The following is a 13,974-nucleotide window of genomic DNA, read 5'->3' as shown; positions in this document are numbered from 1 at the left end:
GGCCGGGATCGAAGTTACCTAATTCGATTTAGGTGAGGATCCCAGCATGCGCCTCGACCCAAGGGGATGTCAACAGGTCTGCGGAAATTACTTGGTTCGGGTTGGCACGGACGCCGGCGGCGCCGTGGACTCGCGCACCAGAAGCTCACACGGGAGGCAGCGGCGGCGGTCCTCGATGTGCTCCCCGGCCCGCGCGGCCAGTGCCATCGCCACCGCCTCGTCGCCCATCCGGACGTGCGGCAGGGCGATGGTGGTCAGCGGTGGGACGGCCCGTTCCGCGAGCCGCTCCTCGTCATCGAACCCGACGAGCGAGAGGTCCTCCGGGACGGAGAGGCCGAGGCGGGCGGCGGCCAGCATCGCCCCGAGGGCGGCGCGGTCGGTGACGGCGAACAGTGCCGTCGGCCGCACCTCGGCCGGCACGTCCAGCACCTTCATGGCCGCATGGTAGCCGTCGTCGATGCCCCACTCGCTCTCCAGCACCGCGGCCTCGACCCCCAACTCCCCCGCCCGCTTGAGGAACGCGTCGCGGCGGATCGGACCGGAGATGTTTCCCGGGTCCTCGCGGTCGCTGCCCGGTTCCCAGATCCCCGACAGCATGGTGATTCTTCGGTGGCCCAGGCCGGCGAGGTGGTCGATGGCACGGGTGGCGCCCAGGGCGTCGTCGGGGTAGACGCTGAGCTCGTCGTCGCGGCCGGTGGTGCAGTTGGCGAGCACCAGCGGGAGACGCGTTTTCGGGGCGACGTCGAGGACGCGGAAGCCCATGCTGACGTAGATGATCGCGTCCACCTGGCGTCGCTCGAGTTCGTGGATGGCGGAGACCTCCCTGTCCTCGCGGGAGTGGAGGTCCATGACGAGCATGATGTAGCCGTTGGCCTCCGCGCGCTCGGAGGCGGCGGCCAGCAGCCGACCGCCGAACGGGGAGGATGCGACGGCGTCGGTCACCAGGCCCAACGAGTGCGTGGTCCGACTGCGAAGCGAGCGGGCGACGTGGTGCGGTTCGTAGCCGAGCCGCGCCGCCTCCTTCAGGATCCGGTTCCTGGTCTCGGGCGCGATGTTGCCGCCGTCGCGGCCGTTGAGCACGAACGAGACGGCAGTGGGCGAGACCCCCGCCGCGGCCGCGACGTCGGCGGCCCGCACGCGGCGTCCGGGCTGGCTGGGCATGCGTTCATGGCACCAGTAGGGGCGGGAGCGTGTCAACAAGGGCGCCTGCCGGGCCTGCCGGGGTCGTGGTGACCTGCGTGAGCGGCACGCCGGGCCCGGGCTCTCCAGAACCTGGACGCGGCGTGTCGCTCACTGTGGTCACCAGGGCTCGAAGCTCAGCCCTGCGCCGCGGCCCATTCCGCGACGCGGCGGGCACTCTCGGCCTCCGAGAGGTCCTCCACCCGCGACATCAGCGACCAGCGCACGCCGAACGGGTCGCGGATGGAGGCGAACCGGTCGCCGGAGACGAAGTCGGACACGGGCTCGCGCACCGTCGCACCGGCCCCGACGGCGCGCTCGAGCGTTGCGTCCACGTCGGCCAGGTAGAGGCCCATGGAGTAGCAGTCGTCGTCGCCCTCGGGCATAGGGACCAGCCCGAAGTCCGGGTTCGGCTCTCCGAGCTGGAGCTGGCCGTTGCCGAAGTCCAGGACGGCGTGGACCACCTTGCCGCCCATCTCTGTGACGTCGACGACGCGGGCGCCGAACACGTCGCGGTAGAACTCGATGGCCTCCGTCGCCCGGGCGACGGCCAGGAACGGCGTCAGACTGGTGGAGCCGTGCGGGATGCCGTTGGTCGTGTGCTCGCCGGTGACTCCCTGTCGGGGATTCGTGGTGTCATTCATACAGGCGACGCTACGGCGACGCCCTTGCTGGTGACTTGGAGATTCGCGACAACCGGAGGCCAGATTGGACACGGACCAGGGCGGAGGCATCCTCTACCCCACCCGCCTGCCCAGCTTCCACCGCCTGCCCGCCCCCGAACCGGTGGCGCACCTGGTGCGGTGGTTCTGGATCCCGCGCTGGCGGCTGGCACCGGGGCGGACGTCCCGGCAGGGGGTCCTCACGTTCCCGGCTTCGAACCTGACCGTCGAGCCCGACGGCGTGGCCATCTCCGGCCCCACCACCCGGATCTCGCACCGGGACCTCGTCGGCGAGGGCTGGGCGGTGGGCGCCCTGCTGCGGCCGGCAGGCGTCGCAGCGCTCGGTGTGACGCCGTCGGAACTGGTCGACACCGAGGCTCCCTGGGAGGCGCCTGGCCTCCTGCTGTCCGTCACCGATGCGATGGCCGGCCCCGACGAGGACGCCGCGCGGGACCGGGCCGTCACCGCCTGGACGAACTGGCTGCTGGCGACCGCCGCGGAGCCCACCGAAGCGGCACTGACCGCCAACCGGCTGGAGGACGTCGTCCGCGAGGACCGCGACCTGGTGCGCGTCGAACAACTCGCCGAACGACTCCACCTGTCAGTGCGGAGCATCCAGCGGCTCGCGGACCGGTTCATCGGAGTGCCACCCCTCGCCATCATCCGGCGCTACCGCCTGCAGGAGGCTGCGCAGCACCTCCGGGAGGACCCGGGGGCGACGGTGGCCCAGATCGCGGCCACCCTCGGCTACGCGGACCATGCGCACCTGACGTCGGACTTCCGCCGGGTGCTGGGCCTCACCCCGCGCGACTATCGCAGCGACGCGCGCCGGGGTGGGGAACCCACCTCACCGCGAGAGTCTTGAGGATCGACGTCAGATCGCATGCTCCGCCCGATAGGCGGCCAGCGTCTCGGCCACCGAACCGTCGGTGTGGAGGAACTGCTCAGAGAGGCTCGCGGCCAGTTCCCCGAGCGCCACCCCGAGCCGGGCGCCCGCGTCGTGGACCGTGACGTCGGCGGACGCCAGCGCCGCATCGCGCAGGGCCACCGCATGGCCGAGCTGCCTGCCCAGCGAGACGTCAGGATCGGTCTCCGGGAAGTAGAACTGCTCCGAGTGCTGCTCGAAGTCGATCCGGACGGCAACGACCTGCTGCACCAGGCCATGCAGGATCCCGGTGGTCGAGGCCGGGTCCCACCGGACCAGGTGCGCGCTGGTCTCACCGAGGGACCGCAGTTCGCTCGCCAACCCGCGACGACGCAGCAGCGGGCCCTCGATCTGTGAGAACCAGGTCAGCGCCGCCGTGAGCAGCGCGAAACCCGTGAGGGCCTGCAGTGGCAGGGCGAACCGCAACCAGGGCCCGACCCCGACGACGTCACCCAGACCCAGCGTCCCGATCGCGACCAGGGAGAGGTAGAGCGCCTCGGCGAAGTCGGGGTAGCCGGCGGGGACGATTCCCGGGCTGTAGCTGAATCCGTCCGGCACGTAGGGGAAGTACACCAGCGCCCACCCCAGCACTTGGAGCGCCACCCATGTCAGGATGACCGTGACCATCGCGACGGTGCCCGTGGCGGTCCCCAACGGGTGCCGGAGCCGTCGGGAGAGCTTCCAGAGCAGCCCCATCAACGGGGAACTCAACCAGCCGTCGCCGCTGGGGTACAGCAGCGTCTGGAACATGTCGACCAGCACCGCCGCCACGACCAGCAGCCCCAGTACGACCAGCAACAGGTCCACGGTCCGCTCCTTCCACCGGTTTCACCCTACGGTGAAAGGCGGTCGGGTCGGGTCCGAACGGCAGCCCGGGACCATGTGCCGCAGGCTCAGGAACCGATGAACTCCTCGGTGCGCCCGAAGCTGGGCTGGTCACGCACCTCGACGGTGGTGCCGAGGCCGTCGGTGTCCAGCACGACGACGTCGTTGGCGCCCGCCCGCCACAGTGGCGCCGGGGCGAAGAGGGTCTCCTGCGGCCCGATCTCCCAGTAGCGGCCGAGCAGGAAGCCGTTCAGCCAGACCATGCCCTTCGTACCGCCGGGGAACGCGAGCCAGGCGTCGGCGGGCGTATCGACCTCGATCGTGGCGCGGGCGACGCCGTCGGCGCCGGGCGCACCGGTCGCTGCGGGGGCGTCCAGCGGCAGGACGCGGTGGCGCCAACCGTGCACGAGGCGGCGGTTGTTGATCCGGACGCCGCCGATGATGCCCTTGTGCTCGCCCACCAGGGGTCCGTAGTTGATGCGGCCGAGGTTCTCGACGACGAGCGTCAGCTCGCCGCGGCGCGCGCCACCGGGCAACTGCAGCGACACGTCGCCGCCGCGCTGCAGGATGCCGATGCGTTCGCCGTCGAGGAACACCACGGCCCTGTCGTGCAGCCCGTCGACGTCGAGCGTGGCGCCGTCGGGGACGTCGATCCGCGCCTGGTAGACGACGATGCCCTCGCCTGCGCCGAGCTGCTCGAAGGTCTGCGGCAGCGGCGTCACGCGGCCCACCTCGGGCAGGGACGCGGCGAACTCGAACAGGCCGACGGCGGGCTCCAGCGCCACGCTCTGCGCCGGCTGCACCGGCAGGGGTGCGGGCGGCTGGGGCAGTTCGCCGTCGTGGAACGGGGCGAAGGAGGCGCGCAGGGCGTCGAACTTGGCGCCCAGCGCACCGGCCTCGCCGATGGGTGCGTCGGAGTCGTAGCTGGTGATGGTCGGCTCGATGGTCTCGCCGTGGTTGGCGCCCGCCCACAACCCGAAGTTGGTGCCGCCGTGGGCCATGTAGACGCTGACGGAGCCGCCGGCGGCGAGGAGTTCGTCGACGGTGCCGACCATGCTCTCGGCGGAGCGGACGTGGTGGTTCTCGCCCCAGTGGTCGAACCAGCCGCCCCACAGCTCGGAGCACATCAGCGCGTCGGCGGGGTCACGCAGCTGTTCGGCCAGCGCGACGCCGGTGCCGAAGGTGAACGTGGGCAGCGCCCCCGGCACGCTGCCGTGGACCTGCATGTCCGAGGTGGTGCCGTCGGCGGTGGTGAGGAGCTCGACGATGCCGCGCGAGCGCAGGGCGTCGCGCTGGTGCTCCATGTAGGCGCGGTCGCTGCCGAAGGAGCCGTACTCGTTCTCCACCTGCACCGCGACGATGGGCCCGCCGTTGACGGCCTGCAGCGGCACCATCCGCGGGATCAGCGCGTCGTACCAGGCGTCGACGGCGGCCAGGTAGTCCGGGTCGGCGGCGCGGACGGCGGCGGTGCGCGCGGTCAGCCAGGCGGGCAGGCCGCCATTGGACCACTCGGCGCAGATGTAGGGGCTGGGCCGCAGGTAGACGTCGAGTCCGACGTCGCCGGCCAGCCGGACGAAGGCCTCCAGGTCCTGCCAGCCGTCGAAGCGGAACTCGCCCTCGACCTGCTCGTGGAAGTTCCAGGCGACGTAGGTGTCGACGGTGTTGGCGCCCATGGCGCGCAGCCTCAGCAGCCGGTCGGCCCACTGGTCGGGGTGGACGCGAAAGTAGTGCAGACCGCCCGCGAGGATCCGGTAGGGCTCGCCGTCGCGAACGAGGTGGCCGTCTCGCCAGCTGATCGTGGGCGTTTGGTTCATCGTGACTCCTGCTGCTGGGCGAACTCCCGGCTGGGCGGGAGTGGGCTCGGACCAGCGCATTCTTGCACCAATGACCGTCTCGGCCATTATCCAGGGGTCGGCTCGCTCAACCCCGCTGACGGAGTCCGTGCACCAGCACGCCGAGGCCCGCCAGCGCGACCACCCCGAGGCCAACCCAGACAGGGCCGCGGGGCAGCACGTCGGGCGGGATCGCAGCCACCCCGAGCACGAGCGCCACGCACACGGCGCAGGCCGCCAGGTACCCCAGTGCCCAGCCCAGCATCCGCCGCAGCGCCCTCCCCCGGACCGCTGAGTAAGACGGCGCTGCCGCCGCGAACGCGCAGGCGAGGTGGGCCGCCGCCAGCATCCCGGCCAGCACCACCCCCTGCCACCACGGCGGCTCGCCGCCGAACAGCCACCACACCGCCACCACCCCAAGCGCCAGCAGGGCCGCGGGTGATCCGGGTGCGGCCACCGCCCACAGCCCCAGGGCGACGATGGCCACGAGCAGCGCCGACACGAGCGGTCCCCCGACCCACACCGCGCAAAGCGCGCCGGCCCCCACCAGCGCGGCGAGGGCGAGCAGCCGCAGCAGCCACTGCGCGGGGTCGGCGATCCGGACCGCGTGCACCAGTGCGACGGCACCCTCCACGAGTTCCCTCACCGCGCCACCCCCCGGCGCGGGGCCGAGCGGGCCGCCTCCATCGAGAGCAGCACGTTGGCGAGGCTGCTGGTGCCGCGCCACCGCGTGACCGGGATGCCGAGGGCGCGCAGCCGGGTGAGGGCGTCGTCGCGCTGCATCCTGCGCAGCAGCCAGGCCTCACCAAGGTGCGAGCCTTTGTCGAAGGTCCTGATGTCGGCGAACTCGCCCACGCCCTCGGGCAGGGTGTCGACGCCGATCACCTCGGCCCCGAGTCGCCGCAGCCGCACCAGTTCGTCCTGGACCTCGCGCTCCAGCAGCGGCGAGCAGAGGAACACCAAGGTGCCGCTGGCGATGCTGGGGACCTGCTGCACCCTGGTCCAGTCGCGGCCGGTGCGGCGGGCGCGGGCGAGGACGTCGCGCACCATCCGGGCTTGTCGGGGGCCGCTCCCGGAGCGGATGGGGCCGATCCGGGTGCCGAGGTCGTGCACCGCCACCCGGTCACCGAACCCGACGTAGTGCTGGGCGATCGCGGCCACCGCGCGCACCGTCGCGTCCAGGCTGGTGGTGGCGTGCCGGTCGGCGGGGGTGATGTCGTAGAGGGTGTCGACGACGATGAGGACGTCGGTGTCGCGCTCGGTCAGCATCGAGTTCACGTGCACCGGGCCGCGGCGGGACGTGACGCGCCAGTTGATGCGGCGCAGCCGGTCGCCGACCCGGAACTCGCGCACCTCGGCGAGGTCGCTGCCGTCCCCGCGGTGGCGGGAGCGGTGTGAGCCCACCATGCCGATCGGGTGGGCGACGCCGCTGCCGCCGTCGAGCGTCGCCGCCGCCGGCCGGACCGTCACCGTGATCCCCTCGGTGGCGCCGGAGCAGGACCAGGAGCCGCTGGGGTCGGTGACCTGGAACAGCGCCGGCGCGATCTCGTAGCGCCCCCAGCGCTCCGGCTCGAAGCCGAACGCGACGGTGCCGTCGTCGGGCGCGTCCAGGAGGGTGCCGGTGGCCGGGTCCCAGTCCGCGGACTCCACCTGGCCCCACTGCACCGCTGCCAGGTGGCCCGGGGCGGAGGCGACGGTGACCCTGACGACATCCCCCTCGGGCACGACGACGTGGCGCGGCCGCGCGGTCACCTCGACGCCGCGCCGGGGCCGGGACAGCAGGCCCCAGCAGGCGTGCACCAGGAACGGCACCGCCAGCACCAACAGGTCGAGGCGCCCGAACAGGAGCGCGAGCACGCCCAGCAGCAGCGCGCACACCTGCGAGCGCACCAGTGCCGCCGTGGCGTGGAACTTCATCAGGGCCGCCCCTGTGGGGCGTCGGGGACGGGGACCGACTCCAGCACCGAAGCGACGACGCCGCTGGGTGCGACGTCACCCAGCCACAGTTCGGGTCGGATCACGATCCGGTGCGCCAGCGCGGGGACGGCGAGGCGCTTGACGTCCTCGGGCACGACGAAGTCCCGGCCCTCGATCAGCGCCATGGCCCGGGCGCAGACCAGCAACGCGAGCGAGCCACGCGGCGAGGCACCCACGAGCGTGTCGGGGTGCTCGCGGGTGGCGCGCACGACGTCGATGGCGTAGCGGCCGACGGACTCGGCGACGTGCACCTCCTCGACGGCGGCCTGCAGCGCGAGCACGCCCTCGGCGTCGATCACGGCGGGGACGCTCTGGTCCTCCTGCCCGCGGCCGATGCGCCGCGCCAGCACGTCCCACTCCTCGTCGATGGTGGGGTAGCCGAAGGACAGGCGCAGCAGGAACCGGTCGAGCTGGGCCTCGGGCAGCGGGTAGGTTCCCTCGTGCTCGATGGGGTTGGCAGTGGCCAGCACGTGGAACGGACGCGGCAGCGCGAAGGTGCGGCCCTCGACGGTGACCTGGTGCTCCTGCATCGCCTCCAGCAGCGCGGACTGGGTCTTGGGCGGGGTGCGGTTGATCTCGTCGGCGAGCAGCAGCCCCGTGAACACGGGTCCCTCGCGGAACACGAACTCGCCGGTCTTCTGCTCGTAGATGAAGGAGCCGGTGAGATCCGCGGGCAGGAGGTCGGGCGTGAACTGGGCGCGGGTGAACCCGAGGCCGAGCGCCTGCGCCAGGGAGCGGGCGGCGAGGGTCTTGCCGAGCCCGGGCAGGTCCTCGAGCAGCACGTGCCCGCCGGCCAGGACGCCCGCCAGCACGAGGGCCATCTGGGCGCGCTTGCCGACGAGGGCGCCGTCGACGGCGTCGAGCACGCGGGCGGCGATGGCGCTTGCTTCCGCGGTGGTGAGGGGTTGCGTGTTCACAGTGCGTCGATCTCCTTGAGGTGGGCGTGCAGTGCACGTCGGGTCAGGGGGCGGGGGCGGCCCTCGCGGGCGTCCCGGAGGAACGCGGCCAGTTCCGGGCTGAGTCGCTCCTCCGCGGCACCCTCGGCCGGGGGCGCGTCGAGGCGGTGCTCCACGAGGTCCGTGAGGAGCCTGGCCGCGGTGGCGGTCTCGAACTCGGCACCCGGCTGGGCCCGGGCCAGGACGGTGGCGAGCCGACGGGTGCGGGTGTCCGCGAGGAAAGCCGCCGCGCGCTGGGGTGGCTGCGGCCGCTGCCACAGGGGCCGGGACGGGGGCTCGGCCTGGTCGGCCAGGATCCAGCTGCCGGCCGCCGCCAGGAGCGCGAGGGCCACCGTCGCGGCGGGGTCGAAGCCGAGGTTGACGAACCGCCCGCCGACCACCAGCACGACGGCGGCGGCGGCGCCGACCCCCAGCCGCCAGCCGAGGCCGCGCCACGGGGACTCAACGGGCATCGCCCACCTCCGCCCCGAGCTGGCCGGCCAGTCGCTCCACGCACTCGATGGCGCGCTCGCGGTCGGTGTCGTCGAGCACGTGCGTGGAGAACAATGCCTGGCGGTAGAGGTCAACGAGCTCGGCCAGCGCGGCGTCGTCGACCATTGCGTGGGAGAGGATCTGCACGGTGAACTCCTGCGACGTCTGGCTGGGGCCGCGCGCTATCCCGGAGTCTGCAGCGATGGCCTCCAGGCGGTGCCAGCACTCCACGATCGCGTCGTCCACGGCCACACCGGCCCGCAGCGACGCGAGGGTGCGGCCGAGCGACTCGACCACCTCACCCTCGTCGATCTCCGGCACCTCGACGGCGGTGCCGGTGGGCGCACCGGCCCTGCGCAGGTCGGGTCGGCGGACGGAGCGGACCACACGGACCACGAACCAGACCACCACGGCGGCAAGCGCGGCGACGCCGACGGCGATCACGAGTTGGGCGAGCCAGTCCGGGATCTCCGGCACCGGCGGCGGTTCCGGCAGCACCTCCTCGAGGCCCGGGGGCTGCACGCCCACGGTTTCGGTCGGCGGCGGCGGGGGCGGTGGGGTCACGACCGGCGCCTCGACCAGCACCTCCACCAACGGCCCCCAGGAACTGGTCGCGCCGAGCGAGGCCAGCACCAGCACGAGGGCGGCCACGACGGCGACGGCCGCGAACCCCGTCGTCGGCCGCCCGGGCTCCTGCTCCGGATCGCGCACGGCCCGAGTCTACGGGCACCGGCTCGACCGGATGGGCGCAGGCCCAAGCCAGCGACGTGTTCGGGCTTGGTGATCCAGCGACCGGGACTCGTCAGGCGGCGGTGGCGTGCACCCGCTCGAGGATGCCGAACAGCTGCCGCTCCGAATCGACGACGTCGAACCCATGGGCGGCCAGCCGCTCGGCGGGCCGCCGGGTGAAGTGCTCCCCCTCCCGCGGGATCGTGAAACGCTCCACCAACCGCTGCAGCCAGCGCAGCGGCGGCACCGTCGAGGCGACGTGGTCCAGCAGCAACAGCCGACCCCCGGGTCGTAGCACCCGGGCCGCCTCGGCGAGTGCGCGGTCGTGGTCGGAGATGCAGCACAGGGAGAGGGTGCACACGACGGTGTCGAACGAGTCGTCCTCGAACGGCAGTTCGGTGGCGTCGGCCACCTGGAGCCGGACCTCCAGCCCGGTCTCCTCGGCGCGGGTGCGCGCCTTGCGGAGCATCTCCGGCGCCCATTCGATCCCGGTGAGCCGGGTCCCGCGCGGGTAGTGGGGGAAATTCAGGCCGGTACCGACGGCGAGTTCGAGCACCTCCCCCTGCACGCGTGAGCACACCCAGTCGCGGCCGGCCGCCAACCACCGTCTCTCCATCGGCGCGATCATCTTGTCGAACGTGCCCGCAGCCTCGTTCCAGCGCTGCCGGAACTTCTCCTCTGACATCCTGCCTCCCGGTGGTCTCCACCCATTGTCGCCTCCGCCGAGCCGCCCCGCCCGCGTTCGGACACGGAGGGCTATGGTGGATGGAAAGCCGAGTCGCGCCCCCGAAGGAGTGGAAGTGACTGACGCGAAGCTGACCCATGTACGGACCGACCTGCCCGTCAGCGGCAGGGTGCCGACCCACCCGGGCATCCTTGCCTGGGTGGACGAGGTGGCGGCCCTGACCAGACCAGAGGCGATCCACCACTGCGACGGGTCGGACGAGGAGTGGGACCACCTCGTCGACGTGCTGGTGGCCGCCGGAACCGCGGTGCGGCTGAACCCGGAGCGCAAGCCGAACTCCCTTTACGTGCGCACGGATCCCGACGACGTCGCCCGGGTCGAGGACCGGACGTTCATCTGCTCGGTGGCCGAGGACGACTGCGGCCCCACGAACAACTGGATGGCGCCGGCTCAGATGAAGGCCATCCTGCGCGACAGGTTCGACGGCTGCATGCGGGGCCGCACCATGTACGTGGTGCCCTTCTGCATGGGGCACGTGGAGGCCGCCGACCCGAAGTTCGGCGTCGAGATCACGGACTCCCCCTACGTCGCACTCTCCATGCGCATCATGACCAGGATGGGCGCGGAGCCGCTGGAGGCCATGGAGGCCAGCCGCGCGGCGTTCGTTCCGGCGCTGCACTCGGTGGGGATGCCGCTCACCGAGGGCGTCGTCGACGTTCCGTGGCCGTGCAACGACGAGAAGTACATCGCGCACTTCCCCGACGAGCGGGCCATCTGGAGCTTCGGCTCCGGATACGGCGGCAACTCGTTGCTGGGCAAGAAGTGCTACGCGCTGCGGATCGCCTCGGTGATGGCCCGCGACGAGGGCTGGCTGGCCGAGCACATGCTGATCCTTCGGCTGACCAGCCCGAAGGGGCGGGTGTTCCACGTGTGCGCGGCGTTCCCGTCGGCCTGCGGCAAGACGAACCTCGCAATGATCAATCCCACCATCCCCGGCTGGAAGGCGGAGACGCTGGGCGACGACATCGCCTGGCTGCGCCCCGGTGACGACGGCCGGCTCTGGGCAGTGAACCCGGAGTCGGGCCTGTTCGGCGTCGCACCCGGGACCGGCGAGACCACCAACCCCAACGCGATGCGCGCCGTCGAGGCCGGGAACTCGGTCTTCACCAACGTGGCCCTCACCCCCGACGGTGACGTCTGGTGGGAGGGCATGACCGACGTCGCACCCGAGCGGCTGACCGACTGGAAGGGCCGCGCCTGGACGCCGAGGGGTCCCGACGGCGGCCGCCCGAGCGAGAAGGCCGCCCACCCCAACAGCCGGTTCTGCACTCCCATCACCCAGGTGCCGATCCTCGCCGCCGCCTACGACGACCCCCGCGGCGTCCCCATCGACGCCATCATCTTCGGCGGTCGCAGGGAGAACACGATCCCGCTGGTGGCGCAGTCACGCAGCTGGGCGCACGGCGTGTTCATGGGCGCCACCTGCTCGTCGGAGACGACGGCGGCCTCCACCGGATCCGTCGGTGTGCTGCGCCGCGACCCGATGGCGATGCTGCCGTTCATCGGCTACCACGTGGCCGACTACCTGCAGCACTGGCTCGACGTCGGCAACGCCACCACCGCGGACAAGCTCCCGAAGATCTTCTACGTGAACTGGTTCCGCCGCGACGGCGACGGCAGGTTCCTGTGGCCAGGTTTCGGCGAGAACTCGCGGGTGCTGAAGTGGATCGCCGAGCGGATCGACGGCCGCGTCGGCGCCGTCGACTCCCCCGCCGGCCAACTGCCCCTGCCCGAGGACCTCGACGTCTCCGGTCTCGACCTGCCCGCCACAGACCTCGAGGCCGTCATCGGCTACTCCCCCAGCGAGTGGGCCGACGAGCTGCCGCGTGTCAGGCGCTGGCTGCGTTCACTCGGCAGCAGGTTGCCCACCGAGATGCACGACGAGCTGTGGCTGCTCGCCGAGGCGATGGTGCGCGAGGTCGCCCACTGACGACCCTCGCCGGCGCCCCATGGCCCGTTCGCCACCCTTGTTGCAGGCCGCCACCCCTGCTGCACGAAGCTCCCGACAGATCCGGGGCCGCTTGATCCAAGGGTGGCTAACGCCCGACGGCGGCCCGCCGGCACCACGCGGCGCGAGCGGGCATCGTCGGGTTATCCACAGCCTGTGGATTTCGTGGGCCGCGTGGACCGGCAGACCGGTGGAATCGGACCATGCACCTTGAACCCAATCAGCTGGTGACCCATGCGCAACTCGCCCGGCAGGGCCTGACGGCCAACGACATCCGCAAGCGTCTCCGCAACGGTGAGCTGGAGCGGCTGCGACGAGGCGTCTACCGTCCGACGACCACCACACTGAGCACGGAACTGCTGCACCGCCAACTGGTCCGCGCCACCCTGACCGAAGTGCACTCCTCGACTGTGATCAGCCATCTCTCGGCAGGCGTCCTCCATCAGCTTCCGGTGCCGATCGCAGGCTTGGATCGTGTCTGGGCAACTCGCAGGACGGCGGGGCACGGCAAACGGAGCCACCACCTCGTGACCCGGACGTCCCCGCTCGACGACGACGAGGTGACGCGGCTGGGAGACTTCCCGGTCACCACACTGGCGCGCACGGCGTCGGACCTCGCCAGGACGTCCCCGTTCGCATGGGGCGTGATGGCGGTCGATGCGGCACTCCACCAGGGGCTCGCCCTGGAGGACCTCCTCCCGGCTCTGGAGAGGCATCCGCGACTGCACGGTCTGAACCGCGCCCGCAGCGTCGTCGAGTTCGCTGACGAGCGCAGTGAGTCGGCCGCCGAGTCCATGAGCAGGGTGTCCATGGCGCTCGCCGGGATCCCGGATCCCGCGACCCAGTTCGAGATCGTCGACGATTCCGGTCAGTTCGTCGCCCGGGCGGACTTCGCCTGGCCCGAACTCAAGCTCGTCGGCGAGATGGACGGGAAGGGGAAGTACGCGGACCTGCTGGCACCCGGCGAGTCCGTCGCCGACGTCGTCATGAGGGAGAAGCTGCGCGAGGAGAGGATCCGCCAGGCGGGGTACTGGATCGTGCGCTGGGACTGGAAGATCGCGTGCGACGCCACCGCCCTGGGCGCACTGCTACGTCGGGCGATGGGACTGCAACGACGGCAGCTGGGACTGATCGGGTGAGCTTCGCCACCGCTGGGTAAAGGCACTGCGGATCTGTCGGGAGCGACTTCCACCAAGGGTGGCAAACGCCATGAGGGGTGGCGCACCGAGTGCCAGCGACGGCGACGGCGCGGGCGCGGGGCCGGCGGGCGCGACGGCGCGGGCGACGGCGTGCGCGTCGGTCAGCGGGGTGGGAGCGCGAGTCGTCGGGTGGCGCGGTAGCGGCCGTGGTGGACGTCTCCGGTGGCCTCGGCGGTGAAGATGCGCGCGGCCTCGGGCAAGTTCTGCACGCGGTGGAGTGTCTCGTTCAGGCGCGCCACCTGCTGCTGCAGGGTCTCGATGTGCTCCTCGAGCTGCAGGATGCGCCGGATGCCCTCGAGGTTGATCCCCTCGTCCTGGCTCAGGCGCTGGATGTGACGCAGGCGGGCGACGTCGCGCAGGGAGTAGCGACGCCCGCGCCCGCGGGCTCGGCGCGGCACCACGAGACCCAGGCGGTCGTAGCCGCGCAGGGTCTGTGGGTGCATGTCCGCCAGCGAAGCGGCCACTGACACCGGGAAGACCGGTGCGTCGTGGTCGAACTGCTGGGGAAGGTTCGCGGTCATGGGGA

At 72.0% G+C, this 13,974-nt stretch carries 14 protein-coding genes; 3 read left to right on the top strand and 11 right to left on the bottom strand.

Annotated elements, in window-relative coordinates:
* Nucleotides 1-87 precede the first annotated feature (87 nt).
* Nucleotides 88-1,161 (bottom strand): LacI family DNA-binding transcriptional regulator, encoded by a 1,074-nt coding sequence (locus FOJ82_RS11465; RefSeq protein WP_143938615.1) that lies wholly within the window; start codon nucleotides 1,159-1,161, stop codon nucleotides 88-90.
* A gap of 155 nt (nucleotides 1,162-1,316) precedes the next feature.
* On the bottom strand, nucleotides 1,317-1,823 hold the full coding sequence (locus FOJ82_RS11460) for a VOC family protein (protein WP_143938614.1): 507 nt from the start codon (nucleotides 1,821-1,823) through the stop codon (nucleotides 1,317-1,319).
* Between the two features lie 64 nt (nucleotides 1,824-1,887).
* On the opposite strand from FOJ82_RS11460, the gene FOJ82_RS11455 reads away from it, so the two are divergent.
* Complete coding sequence (locus tag FOJ82_RS11455) at nucleotides 1,888-2,706, top strand: AraC family transcriptional regulator (RefSeq protein ID WP_143938613.1); 819 nt, start codon at nucleotides 1,888-1,890, stop codon at nucleotides 2,704-2,706.
* Nucleotides 2,707-2,715: 9 nt separating this feature from the next.
* Here the strand turns inward: FOJ82_RS11455 and FOJ82_RS11450 are convergent, their stop codons facing one another.
* The 8 genes from FOJ82_RS11450 to FOJ82_RS11415 all read right to left on the bottom strand — a co-directional run bounded on the left by FOJ82_RS11450 (nucleotide 2,716) and on the right by FOJ82_RS11415 (nucleotide 10,241).
* Nucleotides 2,716-3,573: a potassium channel family protein gene (locus tag FOJ82_RS11450; RefSeq protein WP_143938612.1), complete on the bottom strand. Its 858-nt coding sequence runs from the start codon at nucleotides 3,571-3,573 to the stop codon at nucleotides 2,716-2,718.
* An 86-nt stretch (nucleotides 3,574-3,659) separates the two neighbouring features.
* Nucleotides 3,660-5,405, bottom strand: a complete 1,746-nt coding sequence (locus FOJ82_RS11445) for a glycoside hydrolase family 35 protein (protein ID WP_185975749.1) — start codon at nucleotides 5,403-5,405, stop codon at nucleotides 3,660-3,662.
* 106 nt (nucleotides 5,406-5,511) lie between these two features.
* Nucleotides 5,512-6,069 (bottom strand): hypothetical protein, encoded by a 558-nt coding sequence (locus tag FOJ82_RS11440; RefSeq protein ID WP_143938610.1) that lies wholly within the window; start codon nucleotides 6,067-6,069, stop codon nucleotides 5,512-5,514.
* Entirely contained in the window at nucleotides 6,066-7,340 is a 1,275-nt protein-coding gene (locus tag FOJ82_RS11435; RefSeq protein ID WP_143938609.1) for a DUF58 domain-containing protein, read from the bottom strand. The genes FOJ82_RS11440 and FOJ82_RS11435 overlap by 4 nt, the downstream gene beginning before the upstream one ends.
* Nucleotides 7,340-8,317 (bottom strand): AAA family ATPase, encoded by a 978-nt coding sequence (locus FOJ82_RS11430; protein WP_246099852.1) that lies wholly within the window; start codon nucleotides 8,315-8,317, stop codon nucleotides 7,340-7,342. Before FOJ82_RS11430 ends, FOJ82_RS11435 begins: the two co-directional genes overlap by 1 nt.
* Nucleotides 8,314-8,808 carry a hypothetical protein gene (locus FOJ82_RS11425; protein ID WP_143938608.1) on the bottom strand — a complete coding sequence of 165 codons (495 nt, stop codon included), beginning with the start codon at nucleotides 8,806-8,808 and terminating at the stop codon, nucleotides 8,314-8,316. Before FOJ82_RS11425 ends, FOJ82_RS11430 begins: the two co-directional genes overlap by 4 nt.
* Nucleotides 8,798-9,538, bottom strand: a complete 741-nt coding sequence (locus FOJ82_RS11420; protein WP_143938607.1) for a DUF4129 domain-containing protein — start codon at nucleotides 9,536-9,538, stop codon at nucleotides 8,798-8,800. Before FOJ82_RS11420 ends, FOJ82_RS11425 begins: the two co-directional genes overlap by 11 nt.
* A gap of 91 nt (nucleotides 9,539-9,629) precedes the next feature.
* The gene (locus FOJ82_RS11415; RefSeq protein WP_143938606.1) at nucleotides 9,630-10,241 is read right to left on the bottom strand and encodes a class I SAM-dependent methyltransferase; all 612 of its coding nucleotides are present in this window, start codon (nucleotides 10,239-10,241) and stop codon (nucleotides 9,630-9,632) included.
* A gap of 115 nt (nucleotides 10,242-10,356) precedes the next feature.
* On the opposite strand from FOJ82_RS11415, the gene FOJ82_RS11410 reads away from it, so the two are divergent.
* Both FOJ82_RS11410 and FOJ82_RS11405 read left to right on the top strand, forming a co-directional pair.
* Nucleotides 10,357-12,231 carry a phosphoenolpyruvate carboxykinase (GTP) gene (locus FOJ82_RS11410; protein WP_246099851.1) on the top strand — a complete coding sequence of 625 codons (1,875 nt, stop codon included), beginning with the start codon at nucleotides 10,357-10,359 and terminating at the stop codon, nucleotides 12,229-12,231.
* Between the two features lie 221 nt (nucleotides 12,232-12,452).
* Nucleotides 12,453-13,388 (top strand): type IV toxin-antitoxin system AbiEi family antitoxin domain-containing protein, encoded by a 936-nt coding sequence (locus FOJ82_RS11405; protein ID WP_143938604.1) that lies wholly within the window; start codon nucleotides 12,453-12,455, stop codon nucleotides 13,386-13,388.
* Nucleotides 13,389-13,549: 161 nt separating this feature from the next.
* Here the strand turns inward: FOJ82_RS11405 and FOJ82_RS11400 are convergent, their stop codons facing one another.
* The gene (locus FOJ82_RS11400) at nucleotides 13,550-13,969 is read right to left on the bottom strand and encodes a heat shock protein transcriptional repressor HspR (RefSeq protein WP_143938603.1); all 420 of its coding nucleotides are present in this window, start codon (nucleotides 13,967-13,969) and stop codon (nucleotides 13,550-13,552) included.
* Nucleotides 13,970-13,974 lie beyond the last annotated feature (5 nt).

The organism is Tessaracoccus rhinocerotis (assembly GCF_007197885.1).
In the GTDB taxonomy this organism is placed as follows: Bacteria; Actinomycetota; Actinomycetes; order Propionibacteriales; family Propionibacteriaceae; genus Arachnia; species Arachnia rhinocerotis.
The sequence above is the reverse complement of the archived record's forward strand: the minus strand, read 5'-3'. Positions and strand labels throughout refer to the sequence as shown.